The sequence below is a fragment of the Limosilactobacillus agrestimuris genome, assembly GCF_943193105.1.
Classification (GTDB): domain Bacteria; phylum Bacillota; class Bacilli; order Lactobacillales; family Lactobacillaceae; genus Limosilactobacillus; species Limosilactobacillus agrestimuris.
Map to the genome: position 1 here is coordinate 1 of NZ_CALPCW010000005.1, position 20,966 is coordinate 20,966.

At 41.1% G+C, this 20,966-nt stretch carries 19 protein-coding genes and 1 other RNA gene; 16 read left to right on the top strand and 4 right to left on the bottom strand.

Annotated features, from left to right (window positions below; genetic code table 11):
- Positions 1–143 precede the first annotated feature (143 nt).
- The 4 genes from adhE to nrdH form a co-directional block, all read right to left on the bottom strand.
- Positions 144–2,774: a bifunctional acetaldehyde-CoA/alcohol dehydrogenase gene (gene adhE / locus NFR46_RS04580; protein ID WP_251575093.1), complete on the bottom strand. Its 2,631-nt coding sequence runs from the start codon at positions 2,772–2,774 to the stop codon at positions 144–146.
- 373 nt (positions 2,775–3,147) lie between these two features.
- Complete coding sequence (gene nrdF, locus NFR46_RS04585) at positions 3,148–4,167, bottom strand: class 1b ribonucleoside-diphosphate reductase subunit beta (RefSeq protein ID WP_251575100.1); 1,020 nt, start codon at positions 4,165–4,167, stop codon at positions 3,148–3,150.
- 111 nt (positions 4,168–4,278) lie between these two features.
- Positions 4,279–6,450: a class 1b ribonucleoside-diphosphate reductase subunit alpha gene (gene nrdE / locus NFR46_RS04590; RefSeq protein ID WP_251575104.1), complete on the bottom strand. Its 2,172-nt coding sequence runs from the start codon at positions 6,448–6,450 to the stop codon at positions 4,279–4,281.
- Positions 6,451–6,598: 148 nt separating this feature from the next.
- On the bottom strand, positions 6,599–6,829 hold the full coding sequence (gene nrdH, locus NFR46_RS04595) for a glutaredoxin-like protein NrdH (protein WP_191685009.1): 231 nt from the start codon (positions 6,827–6,829) through the stop codon (positions 6,599–6,601).
- Positions 6,830–7,070: 241 nt separating this feature from the next.
- Here nrdH and tadA point away from each other — a divergent pair, with 241 nt between their 5' ends.
- The 16 genes from tadA (at position 7,071) to galE (ending at position 20,898) form a co-directional block, all read left to right on the top strand.
- On the top strand, positions 7,071–7,589 hold the full coding sequence (gene tadA, locus NFR46_RS04600; RefSeq protein WP_251575108.1) for a tRNA adenosine(34) deaminase TadA: 519 nt from the start codon (positions 7,071–7,073) through the stop codon (positions 7,587–7,589).
- A 25-nt stretch (positions 7,590–7,614) separates the two neighbouring features.
- An RNA gene (gene ffs, locus NFR46_RS04605) (signal recognition particle sRNA small type) lies at positions 7,615–7,712 on the top strand.
- A gap of 155 nt (positions 7,713–7,867) precedes the next feature.
- Complete coding sequence (gene dnaX / locus NFR46_RS04610) at positions 7,868–9,685, top strand: DNA polymerase III subunit gamma/tau (RefSeq protein ID WP_251575111.1); 1,818 nt, start codon at positions 7,868–7,870, stop codon at positions 9,683–9,685.
- Positions 9,686–9,703: 18 nt separating this feature from the next.
- Entirely contained in the window at positions 9,704–10,012 is a 309-nt protein-coding gene (locus NFR46_RS04615; protein WP_191685012.1) for a YbaB/EbfC family nucleoid-associated protein, read from the top strand.
- 2 nt (positions 10,013–10,014) lie between these two features.
- Positions 10,015–10,614, top strand: coding sequence for a recombination mediator RecR (gene recR / locus NFR46_RS04620; RefSeq protein ID WP_251575113.1), 600 nt, complete (start codon positions 10,015–10,017; stop codon positions 10,612–10,614).
- A gap of 3 nt (positions 10,615–10,617) precedes the next feature.
- Positions 10,618–10,869, top strand: a complete 252-nt coding sequence (locus tag NFR46_RS04625) for a YaaL family protein (protein ID WP_251575115.1) — start codon at positions 10,618–10,620, stop codon at positions 10,867–10,869.
- A gap of 10 nt (positions 10,870–10,879) precedes the next feature.
- A complete protein-coding gene (tmk, locus tag NFR46_RS04630; protein ID WP_251575117.1) occupies positions 10,880–11,521 on the top strand; it encodes a dTMP kinase in 642 nt (213 codons plus the stop codon).
- 31 nt (positions 11,522–11,552) lie between these two features.
- Entirely contained in the window at positions 11,553–11,876 is a 324-nt protein-coding gene (locus tag NFR46_RS04635) for a cyclic-di-AMP receptor (protein ID WP_191685016.1), read from the top strand.
- An 18-nt stretch (positions 11,877–11,894) separates the two neighbouring features.
- Entirely contained in the window at positions 11,895–12,899 is a 1,005-nt protein-coding gene (holB, locus tag NFR46_RS04640; RefSeq protein WP_251575120.1) for a DNA polymerase III subunit delta', read from the top strand.
- A gap of 11 nt (positions 12,900–12,910) precedes the next feature.
- Entirely contained in the window at positions 12,911–13,264 is a 354-nt protein-coding gene (locus NFR46_RS04645; RefSeq protein WP_251575123.1) for a DNA replication initiation control protein YabA, read from the top strand.
- Between the two features lie 10 nt (positions 13,265–13,274).
- Positions 13,275–14,141, top strand: coding sequence for a 16S rRNA (cytidine(1402)-2'-O)-methyltransferase (rsmI, locus tag NFR46_RS04650; RefSeq protein ID WP_251575261.1), 867 nt, complete (start codon positions 13,275–13,277; stop codon positions 14,139–14,141).
- Positions 14,142–14,149: 8 nt separating this feature from the next.
- Entirely contained in the window at positions 14,150–14,914 is a 765-nt protein-coding gene (locus tag NFR46_RS04655) for an acyl-[acyl-carrier-protein] thioesterase (RefSeq protein ID WP_251575125.1), read from the top strand.
- Between the two features lie 123 nt (positions 14,915–15,037).
- Positions 15,038–16,555, top strand: coding sequence for an exopolyphosphatase (locus NFR46_RS04660; RefSeq protein ID WP_251575126.1), 1,518 nt, complete (start codon positions 15,038–15,040; stop codon positions 16,553–16,555).
- 1 nt (position 16,556) lies between these two features.
- Entirely contained in the window at positions 16,557–18,809 is a 2,253-nt protein-coding gene (locus NFR46_RS04665) for an RNA degradosome polyphosphate kinase (protein WP_251575127.1), read from the top strand.
- Entirely contained in the window at positions 18,802–19,767 is a 966-nt protein-coding gene (locus NFR46_RS04670) for a Ppx/GppA family phosphatase (protein WP_251575129.1), read from the top strand. Before NFR46_RS04665 ends, NFR46_RS04670 begins: the two co-directional genes overlap by 8 nt.
- A gap of 135 nt (positions 19,768–19,902) precedes the next feature.
- The gene (gene galE / locus NFR46_RS04675) at positions 19,903–20,898 is read left to right on the top strand and encodes a UDP-glucose 4-epimerase GalE (protein ID WP_251575130.1); all 996 of its coding nucleotides are present in this window, start codon (positions 19,903–19,905) and stop codon (positions 20,896–20,898) included.
- Positions 20,899–20,966: the final 68 nt, after the last annotated feature.

Consider the following 20,966-nt stretch of genomic DNA (forward strand, 5'->3'; position numbering starts at 1 on the left):
GACTAATAAATATGTCCAAGACGCTCCAGTCAATTCAAAAGTGATTAAATTGTCGAACCGCCGTATACGGAACCGTATGTACGGTAGTGTGAGAGGTCGGTAATTGAACTAATCAATTACCTCCTACTCGATTAATCAGTTGATTAGTCGTTTTCTACACCAATACCTTCGTAGCAACGTTCAAGGAGTTCCTTAAGTTGGCTAACGAGTGGTTCAACTGGGTTAGTAGTTGTACATTGGTCTTCGTAGGCAAGAACTGCAAGCTTATCAACAACTTTATCAAAGTCTTCCCGGCTAACACCGTTGTCCTTAAGACTTAACTTAACACCACACTTGTGAGCAAGTTCAATTACTTTCTTGGCATATGCTTCAGCTAATTCTTCATCAGAGTTACCTTGAAGACCGATGAAGCGAGCAATATCAGCATAATCTTTAGTTGCATGGTAAGTTTCGTAGTGAGGCCAGAGGGCAAGCTTTTGTGGTCGTTTAGCGTTGAAGCGGATAACTTGTGGAAGGGCAATCGCAATCAGTAATCCGTGAGGAAGACCGAACGCACCACCCATCTTGTGAGCAAGGGAGTGGTTAATTCCTAAGAATGCTTGACCAAATGCCATTCCGGCCATTGTAGAGAAGTCGTGCATCTTCCGCCGTGCAAGTTTGTCACCCTTTACAGAGTTTGGAAGGTATTCCATAACCCCTTTGATGGTTTGAAGTGACCAACCACGAGTGTAATCAGTTGCCATTACTGAAACATATGATTCAGTAGCGTGACAAAGTACGTCCAAACCCGTGTAAGCAGTGGTTTTGGGAGGAACAGTCTCAACAAATTGGGAGTCGACGATCGCAATGTTTGGAGTCAATGCGTAGTCTGCAAGTGGGTACTTAACATGGGTCTTGGAGTCAGTAATTACGGCAAACGGGGTAACTTCTGAACCAGTCCCTGAAGTAGTAGGAATCCCAATTAATTGTGACTTAGTAGGCTTCTTGATTTGGTATGCACGCTTACGGATATCAAGGTACTTTTGCATAACACCATACCAGGAAGTTTCTGGGTGTTCATAGAACATCCACATAGCTTTAGCGGCGTCCATTGGTGAACCACCACCGAGGGCAATGATTGTATCAGGCTTAAAGTCGTTCATCATTGCGACACCTTTTTCAACGGTGTTAGTGGATGGATCTTCTTCAACGTCATCGAATACCAAGAAGGCAGTATCATTTTGACGAAGACGCAATTCGTCAATTACTCGTTGAACATAACCACGCTTACTCATTCCAGGACCAGTAACGATAAAAGCACGATCGATGTTAGGAATATCGCGCAATTCTTTTAGTGAGTTGCGTTGAAAGTATACTTTTGGGGGAATCTTAACCCATTGACGGTTCTCACGACGTTTTGCGATAACCTTGATGTTTAAGAGATCCCAGTCAGTAACGTTGTGTGATACGGAGTTACCACCGTACGAACCAGTTCCAAGGGTTAAGGATGGTGTCATGTTGTTGTAAATGTTACCAATTCCACCGATACCAGATGGTGAGTTAACGATAATCCGGGAAGCACGCATTTCAAGGCCGTACTTAGTAGCTAGATCGTCGTCGAGAGTATGAATAGCAGCTGTGTGACCCTCACCACCGTAGTGAAGCAATTGACGACAAATATCAAAGGCATTTTCGTGTGAAGTTGCCCGGTACATAGTAAGTACAGGTGAAAGCTTTTCAGCTGATAGTGGGTAATCATCACCGACACCTTCATATTCAGCAATCAATACCTTGGTGTGTTCAGGAACATCCTTTAAGCCACACATTTCAGCAATTGCGTTAGCTGAACGACCAGCAATTGGGCCACGAACTTGGTGCCGTTTAGTGTCAATAAAGCCTTCAGTAAAGGTATCCAATTCATTAGGCTTAACAAAGTAGCAATTCCACTTCTTGAATTCTTCCTTTACTTGGTCGTAAATTTCATCGTCAACTACGACTGAGTTTTCAGTAGCACAAATCATACCGTTATCAAAGGTCTTTGAAAGAACGATGTCATAAACGGAACGAGCAATATTAGCAGTTTTTTCAATGTAAGCAGGACCGTTACCAGGACCAACACCCAAAGCAGGGTTACCAGAACTGTAGGCAGCCTTAACTAATGCTGGACCACCGGTTGCCAAAATGGTTGCGATGTTAGGGTGGCGGAGCAAAGCATTAGTTGCTTCAAGACTACATTGTGGGATCCATTGGATCATGTTCTTTGGAGCGCCAGCCTTTTCTGCAGCTTCTTGGAGAATCTTAGCAGTCTTAATGGATGACTTTAAGGCTTGTGGGTGGAAGGAGAAGATGATGGTGTTCCGGGTCTTGGCGGAAATGATTGACTTGAAGATTGTGGTTGAAGTTGGGTTAGTAACCGGAACAACACCGGCAATAATTCCTAGTGGATCCGCAATCGTGATTGTTTGGTCTTCGTCATCATCTTTGATAATTCCGACAGTCTTGTCGTGACGAATATTGTTCCAAATGTATTCACTAGCGTAGATGTTTTTAATTGCCTTATCTTCAGCAACACCACGGCCTGTTTCGTTAGCAGCGTCAACTGCGAGATCCATGTGGTGTTCTTCTGCTGCCAATGCCATTGCTTGACAGATCTTATCAACTTGTTCTTGGTTAAAGTAACGTAGCTTATCAAAAGCTTTTTGACTACGTTCTACTAAGTCGTTAATCATTGTTTGAGCTTCTTGTTCTTTATCAACGGTTGTTGTTGTTTCAAGATTTTTCTTATCTTTAGCCATGAGAATGAGCTCCTTTAATTTTTATTATTTGTTTTTGTTAAGCATTGAACATAAATAAATATACTATATTTTTTGCGAATGTAAACAGCTATGTGATTAGATGAACAATGGTAGATGAAATTGCTAGCGCTTTCAATATTGTTGGAATGGCAATCAAAACAGTGAGAAAAATATTGGTATTATTTTTGGACTAGTCCAACTTAAAAAAACAACATAAATCGTCTATTTGAGATTTAGTTCACAGATTTATAAAGTGATCAATAGGTGTATAACTATCTTGCATGTTTCTAATTGAGCATTTGCAAATAAAAAAAAGCGGCAAGATAATCACAATATGTGAACATCTTGCTGCATTTAAGAGATTTAGTTTTAATTACTCTTTATCATTTTTATCTTTTGAAGCATTTGGATCAGCAACGTTGTAGTCATCGTCATTCATTGCTTCAACTTCACCGAGACGGTAGCCATTACCAACCTGACTAAAGAAGTCATGGTTAGTAGTTGATGTTGAAATCCCGTTCATTACAACCGGGTTAACATCGGATGCGGTATCAGGGAAGAGGGGATCTTGACCAAGGTTCATTAATGCCTTATTAGCATTGTACCGAATAAAGGTAAGAACGTCTTCTGTCCAGCCAACTTGATCGTAAAGGAGGTGGGTGTACTTTTCTTCGTTATTGTACAGTTTGTACAAGAAGTTGTACATCCAGTCCTTCATGTCTTGTTGTTGTTTTTCAGTTCGGTCATGCATTCCCACTTGGAACTTGTAACCAATATAAGTTCCGTGAACGGATTCATCCCGGAGAATTAACTTAATAATTTCAGCAACATTATTTAACTTGTTGTGCCCTAAGTAATAAAGAGGAGTGTAGAAGCCGGAATAGAAGAGGAAGGTTTCAAGGAAAACGTTAGCAACTTTTTTCTTCAGCGGATCTTCTTCTGGATCACGATAAATATTTGCGATCTGTACGGCTTTATTTTGCAAGAATTCTTCTGAATCGGACCAGTCAAAGATTTCGTTAATTTCTTCAGGAGTATTTAACGTTGAGAAAATCGTAGAGTAACTCTTGGCATGGACTGATTCCATAAATTGAATGTTGTTGAGAACAGCAGTTTCATGTTGCGTTTTTACGTCCTGCTTAAGGGCAGTTAATCCAGCTTCGGACTGAACAGTATCGAGAAGAGTTAACCCACCAAAAACGTGACCAACTGTCCATTTATGATCGGTATCGAGTTCGCGCCAATCATCTAAGTCATTAGAAACTGGGATCCGCGTATCAAGCCAGAATTGCTCTGTAAGCTTTTCCCAGGTTGCTTTATCGATCATATCGGAAACTTCATTCCAATTAATCGCTTTATATTCTGTCAAAGGTTTGTATTCTTCAAGCTTCATTTATTAGGCTCCTTATTCACAATCAAAACAATTATTTAAGACGTGAATTTTTTAAATTCATATAAAAGTAAGTTTAGCAATCATTAAGCCGAAAATCAATTTAATCCCCGGTTAGATAACACAGCTTTCACATTGGTTTGCACCAATTTCATCATTGTCGTCGGTAAATGTCCGGACGTAGTAAATTGACTTGATCCCCTTCTTGTAAGCGTAGTGACGTAAAATATTGAGATCACGAGTAGTCATCTTATTTGTCCGCCCATTCTTCCATTCATAAAGGCCTTCTGGCATTGTTGACCGAACAAAGAGGGTCAAAGAAAGGGATTGATCGACGTGTTGTTGTGCAGCTGCATAGGTATCAATTACAGTCCGCATGTCCATATCGTAAGCAGAACGGTAGTAAGGCATTGTATCATTGGAGAGGTATGGTGCTGGGTAGTAAATTTTCCCGATCATCTTTTCTTGCCGTTCCTCAACCCGATTAATGATTGGGGTAAGGCTAGCTGTCGAATCATTAATGTAGGAAGTTGAACCATTTGGCGCAACCGCAAGCCGGTATTCATTATAAAGCCCGTCTCTCATCACGTCTTCCTTTAGTTGCTTCCAGTCATCAATTGTTGGAATGTGGATATTAGCAAAGAGCTTTTTAACCAGATCAGACTGTGGTTCCCAATCTTTAGTTACGTACTTGTCAAAGTAAGAACCGTCGGCATAGGCACTCTTTTCAAAGTTATGGAACGTTTCCTGACGTTCTTTAGCAATTTCATTAGAAGCAACTAATGACCAGTAATTGAGCAGCATAAAGTAAACACTAGTGAATTCTACGGCGACAGGACTACCATATTGAATGTGATTTTTGGCCAGGTAACCGTGAAGGCCCATTGCACCTAGACCGATTGAGTGACTAAGATCATTTCCCTTCTTAATTGAAGGAACAACGTCGAGACTTTCTACATCACTGATCCTAGTGAGTCCCCGAACGATTGCTCGAATTGAACGACCAAAATCTGGCGTATTCATCATGTTTGCAATATTGGTTGAACCAAGGTTACAACTGATATCGGTACCCAGAGTTTTGTAGCTTTGGTCATCCGCAACAACAGATGGTGTTTGAACTTGGGCAATCTCTGAACATAGATTACTCATCACGATCTTTCCATCAATCGGGTTATCCCGGTTAACGGTATCGATATTAATGATGTAAGGGTAACCGGATTCTTGTTGAAGTTTACTAATTTCATCCTCAAGATCACGAGCATTGAGCTTTTTCTTGTGGATCTCATCGTTAGCGACCATATTGTCGTATTCTTTAGTAATATCAATATATGAGAATGGTTTACCGTAAACTCGTTCAACGTCATAGGGACTGAAAAGGTACATGTCCTCATCTTTTTCAACTAATTCATAGAACTTATCGGGAACGGTAACCCCGAGAGAGAGAGTCTTTAGACGGATTTTTTCATCGGCATTTTCCTTCTTGGCACCTAAGAATTCAATGATGTCGGGGTGAAAGACACTAAGGTAAACAACACCGGCACCCTGCCGTTGACCCAACTGGTTGGAGTAAGAAAAACTGTCTTCAAGGAGTTTCATTACCGGTACAACACCACTAGCGGCATGTTCGATCTTCTTAATTGGTGCACCAGCCTCACGGAGATTACTAAGGTTAATCCCAACACCACCCCCAATTTTAGAAAGCTGGAGGGCTGAGTTGATGGTCCGGCCAATTGTATTCATGTTATCAGTTGGTTGGATTGCAAAGCAGGAAACGAATTCTCCCCGGCGCTTCCGGCCAACATTTAAGAAAGTCGGTGTAGCTGGTTGGTAACGCTGGTGAATGATTTCGTCAGCTAAGATCATTGCCAATTCTTCATCACCATTTGCTAAATAAAGAGCATTCATCGCAACCCGGTCGATATAGTTTTCCAGGTAGTATTCTTTATCATCAGTCCGCAATGCGTACTGGGCGTAGAATTTGTAAGCTGCCATAAATGAATGAAAATGAAAGTTTTGCTTTTTTAAATAGTCGTACAGTTTTTCAATGAAAGCATTACTATACTTATCCATAAAACCATCTTCAATATAGTCATTTTCTTCTAGCCACTTGTAGTGCTCAGTGACGGAAGAGAATTGCTTGGTATTTGGCTTGACGTTATTTTCAATAAAGTCTTCCAGAGCGGCTTGATCCTTATCTAATTGGATTTTGCCATTCTTTGGGATATTTACTTCATTATTGAGGTCGTAGTACTTAACCTGTGTTAAATCAATATCGGACAGTGCCATGTTTACTTCTCACTTTCTCTTAGGTTTATAAAAATAGCGAATAAAAAAAGTGGTTGCGATAAAAATAATTTCTATCACTAACCACTCTAAAAGTTATTCAAATTTCAACAAGATTAATGAAACCTGAATAGTCATGCGATTAGATCCTTTAAATAGCTTGAGTTAACTTATTTAATTCATCAGGGCGAAAGCCGGAAAAGGCATTCCCGTTTGGTAATTTAACAACTGGGGTTGCCATAAAGCCTTCTGACTTCAAGCTTTTAATGAATTCAGGTTGTTCGTCAATATTGTGTTCAACGAAATTAATATTGTGAGCCTTTAAGAACTTCTTTGTCATCTTGCATTGGATGCAGTTATTTTTGGAAAACAAAGTAACCATTTTGATCCCCTCACTCGTCTTATTTGATGTTCTCTAGTATAGCGATATTTTGTAAAAAATCAATGAAAAAGTGCCATATATTGTGTGACAGTAAAAGGTGAAACACAATATATAGCACAGAAGATAGGCGATAAGGTACGTGAAACTTTTTGATTTATTTTATGATAAATGATAGATTGAACAACAACTTGATTATTATACACTGAAAAAATGAATTTACGAAGTTAAAAGGAGAATTTTAATGAGGGAAAGAGTAGCAATTCCCCAAGAAGAACAAGTGAAGTTCATGCGGGCAGCGATTGCTGAAGCAAAAAAAGCAGAACTGCTAGATGAGGTCCCTATTGGTGCGGTAGTAACTTATCAGGGAAAAATAATTGGACGTGGTCATAATATGCGTGAGAAATTTCAGGATGTTACGTACCATGCTGAGATGTTAGCGATTATGGAGGCATGCTCCTACCTTCATAGTTGGCGACTTGAAGATTGCGATCTTTATGTTACCCTTGAGCCATGTATGATGTGTAGCGGTGCAATTGTTAATTCCCGTATTCGCAATGTCTTTTATGGGGCATCCGATCCGAAGGCAGGGACCGTTGATAGTTTGTATCATTTACTTAATGATGACCGGTTAAATCACCAGGTTTACGTAACTTCAGGTGTTCTTGGTGAACAATGCAGTCAAATGCTCAAGGATTTTTTCCGGGCAGTTAGGAAAAAACGAAAATTAGCCCGCAAAAGGAAAAAGGCTGGTAATTCTTAGGTAAGTGTTGTATTATATTATTTGCCGTAAGGCCTTAGAGCAAGGGTATGCTTACGAACCGTGTCAGGTCCGGAAGGAAGCAGCACTAAGTTTGATGTATCTTGTGCTCTAAGTTTTTTTGATAATTAATTATGAGGTCAGGGATTTACTTCCCTGGCCTCTTTAATTCTTTTAGGGAGAAATTTTAATTTGAATTAAATTAACTTAAATGATTTTTCTTTCGTTAAAAGCTAGTATAATATTAAGAAGCATTAAAATTACGGAAAGGAAGCTGATTAATGAGTTACCAGGCATTATACCGTGTATGGCGTCCACAATGCTTTGATGACATGGTTGGTCAACAAGTCGTAACGCGAACGCTAAAAAACGCCATTATTACTCACCAAATTAGTCATGCCTACCTCTTCGCTGGGCCACGGGGTACTGGGAAGACTTCTGCGGCTAAAATATTTGCTAAGGCAGTTAATTGTCATCACTCTCAAGATGGTGAGCCATGCAATGAGTGTGACACCTGCAAAGCAATCACAAATGGTCAGTTAAACGATGTCATTGAAATTGATGCTGCATCAAATAATGGTGTAGAGGAAATTCGTGATATTCGTGATAAAGCAAAGTATGCACCAACACAGGCAGACTATAAGGTTTATATTATTGATGAAGTTCATATGCTTTCAACTGGAGCCTTTAATGCCCTACTTAAGACGTTGGAAGAGCCACCTGCTAACGTGATCTTTATTTTGGCAACAACGGAGCCACATAAGATTCCACTGACGATTATTTCACGGGTTCAACGATTTGATTTTCGCCGGATTTCTGCGACCGATTCGTTTGAACGGATGAAGTATATTCTTGACCAGAAAAAAGTTGAGTATGACGAGAAAGCATTATGGGTAATTGCAAACGCCGCTGAGGGTGGAATGCGGGATGCCTTGAGTATCCTTGATCAAGTGCTTTCCTTTAGTGATAACCAGGTTAAACTTGATGATGCCCTATTAGTAACAGGAAGCGTTACTAAGCAACTTTTGAAGAAGTATTTTCTAGAAGTTTGTCAGAACCAAAGTGCTCCAGCGCTCGAAACGATGAAGGAGATCCTTAGTGAGGGGAAAGATGGTCAGCGTTTTATTGAAGATTTAATTTCGTTTATTCGGGATATCCTGTTGTACCAAGAATCACCAAAATTAATAAATGTTGAGAGTACGGGACTAAAGGATGAGGATTTTGCGGAATTAAGTAAGGCTGCTTCCTCAACAACCCTTTACCGGATGATTGATGACTTAAATAATATTCAAATGGAAATGCGGTTTACAACCCATCCAGATGTTTATTTGGAAGTGCTGACAGTTAAGCTATCGCAACCTGTCCTTGAGCAAAAGCCAACTAATGAAGCGCCACAGGTACAAACAAGTAGTGCAAATCAGGCAGAAGTTGATAAACTTCAGGCCCAGGTCCAAGCACTTCAGCAAACCGTTAAGAAGCTTCGTGAAGATGGTGGAGTAGTTAACAGGTCAGTACAGAAGAGTCCTCAACCTGTTAAGGAACAGCCACGTGTCAAGTCACGAAAGATCCAGGTAAACTTACACCAAGTTTACCCAGTTCTTGGTGCCGCTACCCGTCAGGATCTTATTAAGATAAAAGATCTCTGGGGAGATATGTTAAACATGTTGAGCGTCCCGCAGCGGTCGTTACTCCATGTTTCCCAACCGGTAGCTGCTAGTCCAGATGGGATTATAGTGGCGTTTGACTATGCCTTCCTTTTCCAACAAGCAACTGATGATGACGCCTTAATAAAGGCAATGGAAGAGGGACTGCAAAGGTTAAGCGGTGATGAACGAAAAGTTGTCTTTGTGCCAAAGGACCAGTGGCCACGGATTCGCCAAGAATACATCCAGAGTCATGGCCTAGGAAAGGGCGCCCAGACGGCACATCCGGATAACAAGCAGCAATCTGCTCCGGCCAATGCTAATTCACCGGTACAAGAGGATGCACCGGCTGAGCAGGCACCAAGTCAAGAGCCACAATCGGAAACTCAAAAAGATCTGGTAGTGACTGCTCAAAAATTATTCGGTAGTGATATTGTTAAAGTAGAAAATAATTAAAAAGAGGAATGATAAATTATGATGAATGGTATGAATATGCAACAAATGGTAAAGCAAGCTAAGGAAATGCAAAAGAAAATGATGGCTGAACACGAGGAACTTGCTAAGCAACAATTCGTTGGTCAAGCACCAGATGGGATGGTAACCGCAACTTTTACTGGTGATAACAAGTTGGTAGACTTGAAGATTAAGCCAGAAGCAGTCGACCCAGATGATATTGACATGCTTTCTGATCTTGTGCTAGCTGCTGTTAATGACGGGATGAAGAAGGTCAATGATGCTACCCAAAGTACTTTGGGTAAGTACACTCGTGGCTTGGGGATGTAAGAGTGCAGTATCCAGAACCACTGGCAAAGTTAATTGAAAGTTATACAAAACTACCGGGTATTGGTCAAAAGACAGCTACCCGGCTAGCTTTTTATACGCTAACAATGCAGGATGATGACGTTACAAACTTTGCCAAGTCATTACTATCAGCAAAACGTGATCTTCATAGTTGTAGTGTTTGCGGCAATATTACTGAAGATGATCCATGTCCGATTTGTCGAGATAAGACTCGTGATCGTTCACAAATCTTAGTGGTCGAACAGTCACAAGATGTTATGGCAATGGAACGAATGCACGAATACCATGGCTTGTACCACGTATTGAATGGGGTAATATCTCCTGTTGCCGGGACGGGCCCAGAAGATATCAATATTACTAGTCTTTTGAATCGCCTGAAAAAGGATGACGAGACTAAAGAGGTTATCATTGCAACTAATGCATCATCCGATGGTGAATTGACTGCTAGTTACTTAGCACGACTTATCAAGCCAGCGGGGATCAAGGTAACCCGGCTAGCTCATGGCCTTTCCGTTGGTGCTGATATTAATTACGCAGACGAAGTAACCTTATTTAAGGCGGTTCAAGGACGAACGGAGATGTAATTAATGCTTTTTCGTCATCGAAATAAAGAAGCAGTAAAGCAAGAACGTGACCAACGCTTGCTAAATTTAATTTACGAAACAAAGGCAAGCTGGGACCACGCTAAGGAAACAGAACGAGCGGTTTATGAAGCAAACGCAAGTACGGAATTACATTACCGAACTCGTTTACAGGAGCAGAAATACCTGTACCTTTACCGAATTGCACGGGAATTTAAGGTGCACGGTAAAATGAACCGGGGCGTAGTTGATCGTTAGGAAGAGGATAATGACAGGAAAATTTATTTCATTTGAAGGACCAGATGGTGCGGGAAAGACGAGTGTAATTAACGCAATTCAAGCTGATTTAGAAAAGCAGTTAGGTAAATCACGAGTAATGTATACCCGTGAGCCAGGTGGTAATCATATCTCAGAGCAAATTCGTCGAGTACTGTTTGATGACCAGAATACGGATATGGATGGACGAACCGAAGCATTATTATTTGCTGCTGCTCGGCGTCAGCATATTGTTTCAGAAATTATTCCTGGGTTAAAGGATGGTAAAGTGATCCTCTGTGATCGTTATGTCGACAGTTCAATTGCTTATCAAGGCGCTGGCCGACATCTTGGGGAAAAGAAAATTTGGGATGTTAACCAGTTTGCAATTGATGGGCTCCTACCTGATTTAACAATTTACCTTGACGTTGAATCTGAAATTGGGCTCCGTCGAATTGCTGAACACCGTGCTGATCAAGTTAACCGCCTAGATGAGGAGCAACTAAGTTTTCATAAAACAGTTCGTGAATCTTTCCTCCGCCTTCAACGTGAAAATTCAGATAGAATTAAGTTAATCGATGCTAGTCAACCGTTAGTAAAGGTAATTGCTGACGTTAAACAAACAATTCATGCTAAGTTTAATGATTTATTTTAAGTTTACGGTATCCAAAGAAAGGTGATTTATTATGAAAATGATTATTGCAATTGTCCAATCAAAGGACAGTAATCGGCTCCGCAAAGCGTTTGCCAGCAACCATATTCAAATGACACAGCTTTCCACAACTGGTGGGTTTCTTCGTGAAGGAAACGCAACATTCTTAATTGGTGTCGAAGATGAACGAGTTCAAGAAGTTCTTGACATCATCAAGAAGAATGCTAAATCCCGTGAACAGTATGTTACCTCCCAAATGCACATGGATGTTGAAGGAGGTTCAGCATTCCCAGTTAACGTTCAAGTTGGTGGAGCAACTGTTTTTGTAATGCCAGTCGACCAATTCCATAAGTTCTAATTAAGCAGGTGAAGATAAGTGGCTGACCAATTGCAGGCAGAAAGTTTGCAGCCTTTAATTGTTAGGCAGTTGCAAACAGTAATCAAGAACCACGAGTTAGCACATGCGTATCTTTTCGTTGGTCCAACCGGGTCAGGAAAAAGTCAGCTAGCTAAGTGGCTGGCGTTACGGCTCTTTTGTCTCAACCTCCAAAATGGTGAACCCGATCTTACTTGTCCAGAATGTCAACGAATCTTAAGCGGTAACCACCCTGACGTCGTGATTGCTAAACCGGAGGGTCGACAGATTAAAGTTGATGAAATTCGTCATTTAAAGGATGAATTTACTAAGAGTGCCGTTGAAGGTAACAAAAAGCTTTTTATAATTCATGATGCCGAAAAAATGACGAATAATGCTGCCAATAGTTTATTGAAGTTCATTGAAGAACCCGGCCCAGGAATCTACATCCTGATGCTAACCACGAATAAGAGTGCCGTCTTGCCAACGATTCGTTCTCGAACCCAGGTGATTGAACTCCAGCCATTGTCACGGGCTGAGCTGGAAAAGGCATTGGCAAAAAAGGAGGTTCCCCGGACTGAAAGAACAGTTGCGCTTGGTTTAACTGACTCTGTAAGTGAGGTTATGGAGTGGCGAAAAGATGATTGGTTAAAGCAGGCAATTACAGCGATCTCACTGTGGTATCGTCATACAAGCAAGGCTAATATGTTGGGCTTCGTTGATGTTCAGACTGAAATTGTTAAGTTAGCAACTGATCGGCAAAAGCAACAGCTGATTCTTGACCTGATGGCGTTGATTTGGCGGGATACTTTATTAATTGCTAACGGAATAACTGCTGAACAAGATCTGCACTTTTTGCAGGATCAGGAGCTATTGACCGTTACTGCAAATAATTATTCGGTGAGAGCGTTATTGGCAATTAGTCAGGAAACATTGACTAGTCGTCACCTGCTAGATCAAAATATGTCCTTTCAAAATATTGCAGAACAGTTAACAATTAAGATCGTTCAAGTACTTTTGGCATAGGAGGAATGGCAATGAGTGAACATAGTAATCCAGATAGTATTTATGATCGTTTCGCTCAGGTGACTAAGCAAACGCATGATTTAGTTGCCAATATGGAACAACTCCAGGCCCAGGTAACAGAGTTAATGGAAACTAATGCTGAACTTTCGATTGAAAACGATCATCTGCGGACGATGTTAAAGAAGATGCATCAACCAAAGCATGATGATGATCATCTTTCCGGTTCACGGGAGAATTTAAAGAAGCTTTACCAACAAGGTTTTCACGTTTGTAGTGAGTATTTTGGTAAGCGGCTTGAACAAAATGAATCATGTACTTTTTGTTTAGACACAATTTTTGGTCATGAACAACCACCAATTAAGTAGGGAGAAGAATATGCAGCAGGTTAGTAGTTTTCAGAATCAGGACGCGGGAACATTGTACCTTGTTCCGACGCCAATCGGTAATTTAGATGATATGACATTTCGGGCAGTTAAGGTATTGAAGGATGCTGACTTGATTGCGGCCGAGGATACTCGGCATACCCAGCAATTATTGAATCATTTTGATATTCATACTCCTGAAATTAGTTTTCATGAGCATAATACTGAACAACGGATCCCAGAGTTAATTGAGAAGCTGAAGGGTGGGATAACAATTGCCCAATGTAGTGACGCCGGTATGCCGTCGATTTCTGATCCCGGAAAAGAACTGGTTGCTGCAGCGGTAAAGGAAGGCATTCCAGTCGTTCCGTTGCCAGGTGCTAATGCCGGTCTCACAGCATTAATTGCGTCTGGGCTTGTCCCACAACCCTTCTATTTCTATGGCTTTCTTGAACGGAAGCACCAGCAACAGGTTCAAGAACTAGAGCAGTTACGGAATCGTCCCGAAACCATGATTTTTTATGAAGCCCCTCATAGGTTAAAAAAGACGTTGAAAACAATGGCTGAAGTATTGGGGGATGGACGGCAAGTTGTCTTAGCACGTGAACTAACTAAGCGTTATGAGGAGTTTAGTCGGGGAAGTTTAGCTGAGGCAAGTGAGTTTTACACGGATCACCAACCACGAGGGGAATACGTTGTCCTGGTTGCAGGAAATCCACATCCTGATGAGGATGAAAAACAGGATGAAGCTGGGACCCCAATTGAACAAATTGATCGGGCAATTAGTGAGGGCCTATCTACTAATGCGGCGATTAAACTAATTGCAAAGAAAAATAAACTTAACCGGCAAGAATTATATAAGCAGTACCATAATATTTAGGAGTAAAAATGAAATTACAACAGTCAGCACGGGAATATGAAATGCCACACCAATTAACTTATTATGAATGTGATGAACAAGGGCACCCAATTCTAAGTATGGTAATGAGTATGCTTTCTGTGGTAGCAGATGAACAGAGTAATGAATTGGGGCTAAATCAAAAAACTGTCCAAGCCACTGGCGGTACGTGGGTGATTGCAAGCTTTGAAGGAAAGCTCGATCTTCAGTCCCTAAAAATTGGGAATACTGTTATCCTTGGAACACGTGCGTTGGGGTATAACCGCTTCTTTGCAACTCGTGAGTATTGGCTTCGCGATCAGGATGGTCAAAAAGAATATGCCCGGATAAAATCTTCATTAGTTTTCATGAACTTAACTAGCCGAAAAATTGAATCAATTCCCCCTAAGTTAATCACTCCTTACCAGGCGCCAGAGGTTAAGCGAGTACTACGGGGACGGCGACCAAAACAAATCCCTGAAGGTGCTGAGCTGTCAAGTAAGCAATACCACGTTCGTTACTATGATTTAGATGGGAATCACCATGTCAATAATGCGCGCTATTTTGATTGGCTGTTGGATCCACTTGGCGAGAAATTCTTAACGACTCACCGACTTAAATCATTTGTAATTCAATATCACCAAGAAGTTCGTGCTGATCATGATATTGATAGCGAGTTCTTTATGCCAACGCCCCTCACTAGTCTTCACCGAATTAAAAATAATGATGTTCTCTGTACAACAGCAGAGTTTGAGTGGGAGAAGACTGCTGATTAACATAAATTGTAATCTTTCAAAAAGGCCCAGAATGATTTTCAGTTCATTCTGGGCCTTTTTAGGACTCCCTTTTCTTTTATAAATGGTAGACTTAAAATGGAAAAACTTTGAGGGGTGATTAGAATGAAAAGTTCGTTAACGGCAGTAATCTACTTACAACCGGATCAGATTTTCTTACGGATTATTGAGCTCCCAAGTCTTAAAGTGATCAATGATGTTCGCTCTGGATTATTTGATATTGGTGAAGACGGTAAAACTGCCAACTATAGCAAAAATATGGCGGCAATCACTGATAATATTGAGGGATTTAAGGAACTAATCAATGATTATCATGTTGATAACGTTAAGTTCTATGGCGCTTATGAAGATATGGATAGCGTTACCGCTAGTTATGTTGGTGATCAGTTAAAAGTTCGAACTGGGTTACAGATTGAATGGTTAAATAATAACCAACTAATGGCCCAGTCGATGAGTTATATCGTGGATCAATTGCCAAAATTTAGAGAGTTAAGTAAACATAACTTATATATTTTAAGTATTGGTTTAGATAGTTCCACATTAACATTCTTCCACCATGGTAATTTTGAAACCTCATGGGAAATTGATCTTGGCGGAGCACAGATTCACCGGCTAGTTAACCAGTTACGCCAGACAACGACTAACCCGACAGAGATTATTCAGGATTATATTGGCAGTAAACTCGGCTATTTAGCTCCTGAATTGACTCAGCATAAGAGGACGACAATGATCGTGCAAAACGCGCTATCATTAAGTAAACGGTATATTGGAAAGCACCAAAAAATTGGTGAGATTGACCGGAAGAAGTTCCAAGAAACGTTTAACCACCTGTTAATTCCTCAAGATCGGTACATGTACAATAACGATATTGATTTGACGGCTGCCCGTAATGAGTACACTCTTCCTACTTACCTAGTAATTACCCGGGTGTCAGAATTGATTAACCCGACAAACCTATACGTTACTAACCTTTCTATCATGGATGGAATTTCAAACGGGATTGCAACGAATAATGACACTTCACGGGCTACTGTAAATAACATGATCCGGACATCGGCAGATAATATTGCTCAACGATACGGAATTGATTCTAAGCATGCAGAGTTTGTCAAAAAATATGCGCTCCAGTTCTTTGATGAATTGCGGCCAATTCACCGGTTAAATAATCATTACCGGCTATTGCTTGAAGTGGCGGCGAAGGTTGATGACATTGGAAACTTTATTAACCAACAGGGACATTACCGACACTCGGCATATATCCTAGAAGCAAACCCACTGATTGGTTTATCGGATGAAGATAATTTAATTATCGCTGAAGTTGCTCGTTACCACAGTACTGAAAGCCCAACCATTAACCAGTCCCATTACCGTCACTTAGATGATGATATTCAACTGCCAGTTGCTAAGCTAGCAGCAATTTTACGGTTGGTTGATTCGCTTGATGATTCTCGGAAGCAAAAGATTAGTCGGATTCAATTAAAACTAAAGAATGGGCGGTTAGTAGTTAAGGCAACTAGCTCGGATGATTTGGTACTGGAAAGCTGGTCATTTAGTCAAAAGTCACAGCTCTTTAACGATGTCTTTGGAATTAAGCCAGTGTTAAAGGAAAAAGAGGGTCGGTAAAATGTACAAAGATTTTTATAAACCACAAAATTATGTTAATCGGGAACTTAGTTGGATTGACTTTAACGGACGGGTACTCCAAGAAGCAACGGATACTAGTAATCCGCTCCTTGAACGAGCTAATTTTCTCGGAATTACCCAAAGTAACGTTGACGAATTTTTCATGGTCCGGGTTGCCTCACTTCATAAACTAGCAGCGGCTAATGTGACAACGACCGACGCATCCGGAATGACGCCTGAAGAACAGCTGACGGCCGTAAACAAAAAAGAACATGAAATGGTTAAGAAACGGTATGGGGTTTATAACAAACAGATTATCCCTGACCTTAAACAACAAAAGATTAATATTATGCATTTGGCGGATTTGGCTGATCGACAAAAAGAGTTTATTCGGCGGTACTTTAGTGATGAATTAATGCCGGTGCTGACTCCAATGGCAGATGATACATCCCGGCCATTCCCGTTTATTGCCAATAACTCACTTAACATTGCGGTCCAATTACGTCGTGATCCAAAGCAAAAGAAAGCTGTTCAGGAACAAGAAATTCTTGAAGGGGACCAGGAAATTAAGAGTCGGCAGCTAGAGCCCCATGATGATAGTCGCGAATCAGATATTAAGTTTGCGACTGTCCGTGTTCCATCAATTTACAAGCGGTTAGTTCGTTTGCCAGGAGAAAATAACTTTATCCTGATTGATGAGGTCATTAAACGCTTCTTAGGTCAACTATTTCCTGGTTATCAAATCCTTGCTTCTGCAACTTATCGGGTAATGCGGGACATGGACTTGGATGTTGCGGAAGAAGATACTTCCGACTTGCTTCGGGCTGTTAAGCACCAGTTACGTGAACGGGAACATGGTGAAGTTATGCGGCTTGAAGTAGAAAATTCAATTGATGAATGGTTGGAAAATCAATTAGTCGATAATCTTCACGTGAATGAACGGTCTATTTACCGGGTAAATGGTCCAGTGGATCTAACATTCTTGAAGAAACTTTCCGGCATGGTTGATGGCCATAATGCTCTTCGTTTCCCACCATTTCATGCATACCAAAATCCTGACTTGGACATGGAACATAACATTTTTGCCGCAATTCGGAAGCATGATTACCTGATGCAACACCCGTATGATAGTTTTCAATCGGTGGTTAACTTTATTCACCAAGCAGCCCTTGATCCGGAAGTCCTTGCTATTAAAATGACCCTTTATCGGGTATCCGGAAATTCACCAATTATTAAGTATTTGGGGATGGCTGCCCAACGTGGTAAGCAGGTTACTGTTCTGGTTGAAGTTAAGGCGCGGTTTGATGAACAAAATAATGTTCGCTGGGCTCAACGATTGGAACAGATGGGCTGTCACGTTATTTATGGATTAGTTGGTCTAAAAACTCACTGCAAGATTGCCCTGGTAATCCGGCGCGACGAGGATGGCCTTCGTCGGTACATGCACCTGGGAACAGGAAACTACAATGATGTGACCGCTCACTTCTATACTGACATGGGGCTCCTAACCTGTGATCAGGAAATTGGGATGGATATGACAAACCTCTTTAACATGTTATCTGGGTTTGCTCGGCCATCATACTTTAATAAGTTACGGGTTTCACCAAACGGTATTCGTGATTTTATTAATCAAAAAATCGATCAACAGATTAAAATTGCCGAAAGTGGGAACGCAGCATTAATTCGGATGAAGATGAATTCGCTGTCCGATAAGCAAATTATTGCCCGCCTGTACGAAGCGGCTTCTAAGGGTGTTAAGATCCAATTGATTATTCGGGGGATTACTTGCTTACGAAATGATCTACCAGAACTTCACGGAAACATTGAGGTTCATTCCATTGTTGGGCGCTTCCTTGAGCACTCGCGGATTTACTACTTTGAAGGTAATGGTAATGAGGAGATCTATCTTTCAAGCGCGGATATGATGACCCGGAACTTAAATCGGCGGGTTGAAGAACTTTTCCCTGTTGAACAGCCTGATACGAAGGCCAAGGCAATCTCGATCCTTGATGATATGTGGAAAGACAACGTTAAGGCTCGGGTACTTGTTGGTGATCATTATGAACGAATTGATAACTATGGTGAGGAACCATTTAATGCTCAAGAATTCTTTGCTCAACGAGCAACGGTTGAAAGTAAGCAAACAAAACGCCAGGAAAAGTCAAAGCGGCACTTTTCAAATGTCTTTGAAACGTTAAGTCGTCACGTTCCTAGTTTGCATCTTGACTCACGGGGGGATAAGCATCATGAGTAAGGATTCTCAATATCTAGCAATTATTGATCTTGGCTCAAATTCGGTTCGACTGAAGATTGACCAAATCAAGCTTGATGGTTCGTACCAGACAGAGCAGTATGAAAAGCGTTACGTTCGTTTGTCATCGAATATGGGGCCGGAAAAGATTCTTCAACCAGAACCGATCAAACGAACGCTGAAAGCTCTTGCTGAATTTCGCCAAATCTGTGACCAATATAAACACCTTAAGATTTTGGCAGTAGCAACCGCCGCAGTCCGCCAGGCTCAGAACCAGGCTGAATTTTTACAAGAAGTTAAAAAGAAAACTGGTTTTGTAATCCACGTGATTTCTGGTGAACAAGAAGCTTACCTTGACTATATTGGGGTTAGTCGGACACTCGCCCTTAAGGATGGAGCAATCCTGGATACTGGTGGGGCCAGTATGGAGATTATCCTTGTTAAGGATGGTCAGGCTGAAGAAGTTGTCAGTATCCCCCTTGGTTCAGTCCTAATTTCACAACGTTATGATTTAGACGATCAGATTAGTGCACCGGATCTCTTTAATGCAATCGTTAAAGTTGACCAGGTTTTAAACAAGGAGTTATGGCTCAACCGGATCCGTCATGGTGAAATTGTTGCTCTGGGTGGTTGTAACCGGGTATTAGCTAAGGTTTACCGCTGGCAGCAAGCAGCAAATTCCAGTCGGGTTGCGCCAGTCCATGGCTTAACAATGACTCCAGATGAAGCATCCGGCATTATGCAACAACTATTAAGGAGTTCTAAGAGTGAACGGGCCAAGATTCGGGGCGTGAATAAGGAACGGGCCGATGTAATTGTTGGGGGATTGCTTCCGTTGATGAGCATTATTCGTCAACAACAAATTCAGCAGATCCAATTTAGTAATAGTGGCCTTCGTGAAGGTCTGTTATTCCGCTACCTAGAACACGAAACAAGCTTAGAAAATCTATTTACATTGTAAGTGATTACATTATTTACTAAAATTTTACTTAATTTTACTAAACGGCCGATTATAAAAGTGCTACAATCATATTTGAACAAGGAATTAATAGACAGTCTGGTATTAGCAGATGTTGTCGTATAAGGAGGAAACAACATGGCAATTTTAGTTGCTGGTGGTGCCGGTTACATCGGTTCACACATGGTTAAAGACTTAGTTGAACATGGTCAAGAAGTTGTTGTTGCTGATAACCTTTCTACAGGTCACCGTGACGCAATCAACCCTAAGGCTAAATTCTACGAAGGGGATATTCGTGACCGGAAGTTTTTGGATAAGATCTTTGATAATGAGGATATTGAAGCAGTTGTCCACTTTGCTGCCTTTTCAATTGTTCCTGAATCAATGAGTAAGCCTTTGAAGTACTTTGACAACAATACTGGTGGGATGATTACCTTACTTGAAGCAATGCGTGATCACAACATCAAGTACATCGTCTTTAGTTCTACCGCTGCTACATATGGTGTCCCTGAACATATGCCAATTAAGGAAAATGATCCACAAAACCCAATCAACCCATACGGCTTGAGTAAGTTAATGATGGAAAAGATGATGCACTGGGCTGACAAGGCTTACGGTATCAAGTTTGTTGCTCTTCGTTACTTCAACGTTGCTGGTGCTGCGACAGATGGTACTATTGGTGAAGACCATGGTCCTGAAACCCACCTCGTTCCGATTATCTTACAAGTTGCTCAAGGTAAACGGGATAAATTAAGCATCTTTGGTGACGACTACAACACTCCAGATGGGACAAACGTTCGTGACTATGTTCATGTTATGGACTTAGCTGATGCTCATATCTTGGCTATTAAGTACCTTGAAGCTGGAAACGAAAGTAATGCTTTTAACTTAGGTTCTTCAACTGGGTTCTCTAACAAGCAAATGCTTGAAGCTGCCCGTGAAGTTACAGGTAAACCAATTCCAGCAAAGATCGCTCCACGACGTCCAGGTGACCCTGATTCATTAGTTGCTGCTAGTGATAAGGCCCGGAATGTTCTTGGTTGGGATCCAAAGTATGACGATGTTCATGATATTATCGCTACCGCTTGGAAGTGGCATTCAACCCACCCAAAGGGCTACGATGATCGTGACTAGTTATTTGAATTAGAACATATTTCCATAATAATAAACCTTTAGTAAGAGTAGCGTTTAGCAGGGGGAGT

Excerpts from the sequence above, each read along its gene's own strand:
- NFR46_RS04655 (WP_251575125.1), top strand. The coding sequence starts at position 14,150 with ATGAAATTACAACAGTCAGCACGGGAATATGAAATGCCACACCAATTA.
- NFR46_RS04625 (WP_251575115.1), top strand. The coding sequence starts at position 10,618 with ATGCTTTTTCGTCATCGAAATAAAGAAGCAGTAAAGCAAGAACGTGAC.
- nrdF (WP_251575100.1), bottom strand. The coding sequence starts at position 4,167 with ATGAAGCTTGAAGAATACAAACCTTTGACAGAATATAAAGCGATTAAT.
- NFR46_RS04665 (WP_251575127.1), top strand. The coding sequence starts at position 16,557 with ATGTACAAAGATTTTTATAAACCACAAAATTATGTTAATCGGGAACTT.
- NFR46_RS04635 (WP_191685016.1), top strand. The coding sequence starts at position 11,553 with ATGAAAATGATTATTGCAATTGTCCAATCAAAGGACAGTAATCGGCTC.
- NFR46_RS04645 (WP_251575123.1), top strand. The coding sequence starts at position 12,911 with ATGAGTGAACATAGTAATCCAGATAGTATTTATGATCGTTTCGCTCAG.
- NFR46_RS04670 (WP_251575129.1), top strand. The coding sequence starts at position 18,802 with ATGAGTAAGGATTCTCAATATCTAGCAATTATTGATCTTGGCTCAAAT.
- NFR46_RS04615 (WP_191685012.1), top strand. The coding sequence starts at position 9,704 with ATGATGAATGGTATGAATATGCAACAAATGGTAAAGCAAGCTAAGGAA.
- adhE (WP_251575093.1), bottom strand. The coding sequence starts at position 2,774 with ATGGCTAAAGATAAGAAAAATCTTGAAACAACAACAACCGTTGATAAA.
- rsmI (WP_251575261.1), top strand. The coding sequence starts at position 13,275 with ATGCAGCAGGTTAGTAGTTTTCAGAATCAGGACGCGGGAACATTGTAC.
- nrdE (WP_251575104.1), bottom strand. The coding sequence starts at position 6,450 with ATGGCACTGTCCGATATTGATTTAACACAGGTTAAGTACTACGACCTC.
- dnaX (WP_251575111.1), top strand. The coding sequence starts at position 7,868 with ATGAGTTACCAGGCATTATACCGTGTATGGCGTCCACAATGCTTTGAT.
- NFR46_RS04660 (WP_251575126.1), top strand. The coding sequence starts at position 15,038 with ATGAAAAGTTCGTTAACGGCAGTAATCTACTTACAACCGGATCAGATT.
- nrdH (WP_191685009.1), bottom strand. The coding sequence starts at position 6,829 with ATGGTTACTTTGTTTTCCAAAAATAACTGCATCCAATGCAAGATGACA.
- galE (WP_251575130.1), top strand. The coding sequence starts at position 19,903 with ATGGCAATTTTAGTTGCTGGTGGTGCCGGTTACATCGGTTCACACATG.
- tmk (WP_251575117.1), top strand. The coding sequence starts at position 10,880 with ATGACAGGAAAATTTATTTCATTTGAAGGACCAGATGGTGCGGGAAAG.
- tadA (WP_251575108.1), top strand. The coding sequence starts at position 7,071 with ATGAGGGAAAGAGTAGCAATTCCCCAAGAAGAACAAGTGAAGTTCATG.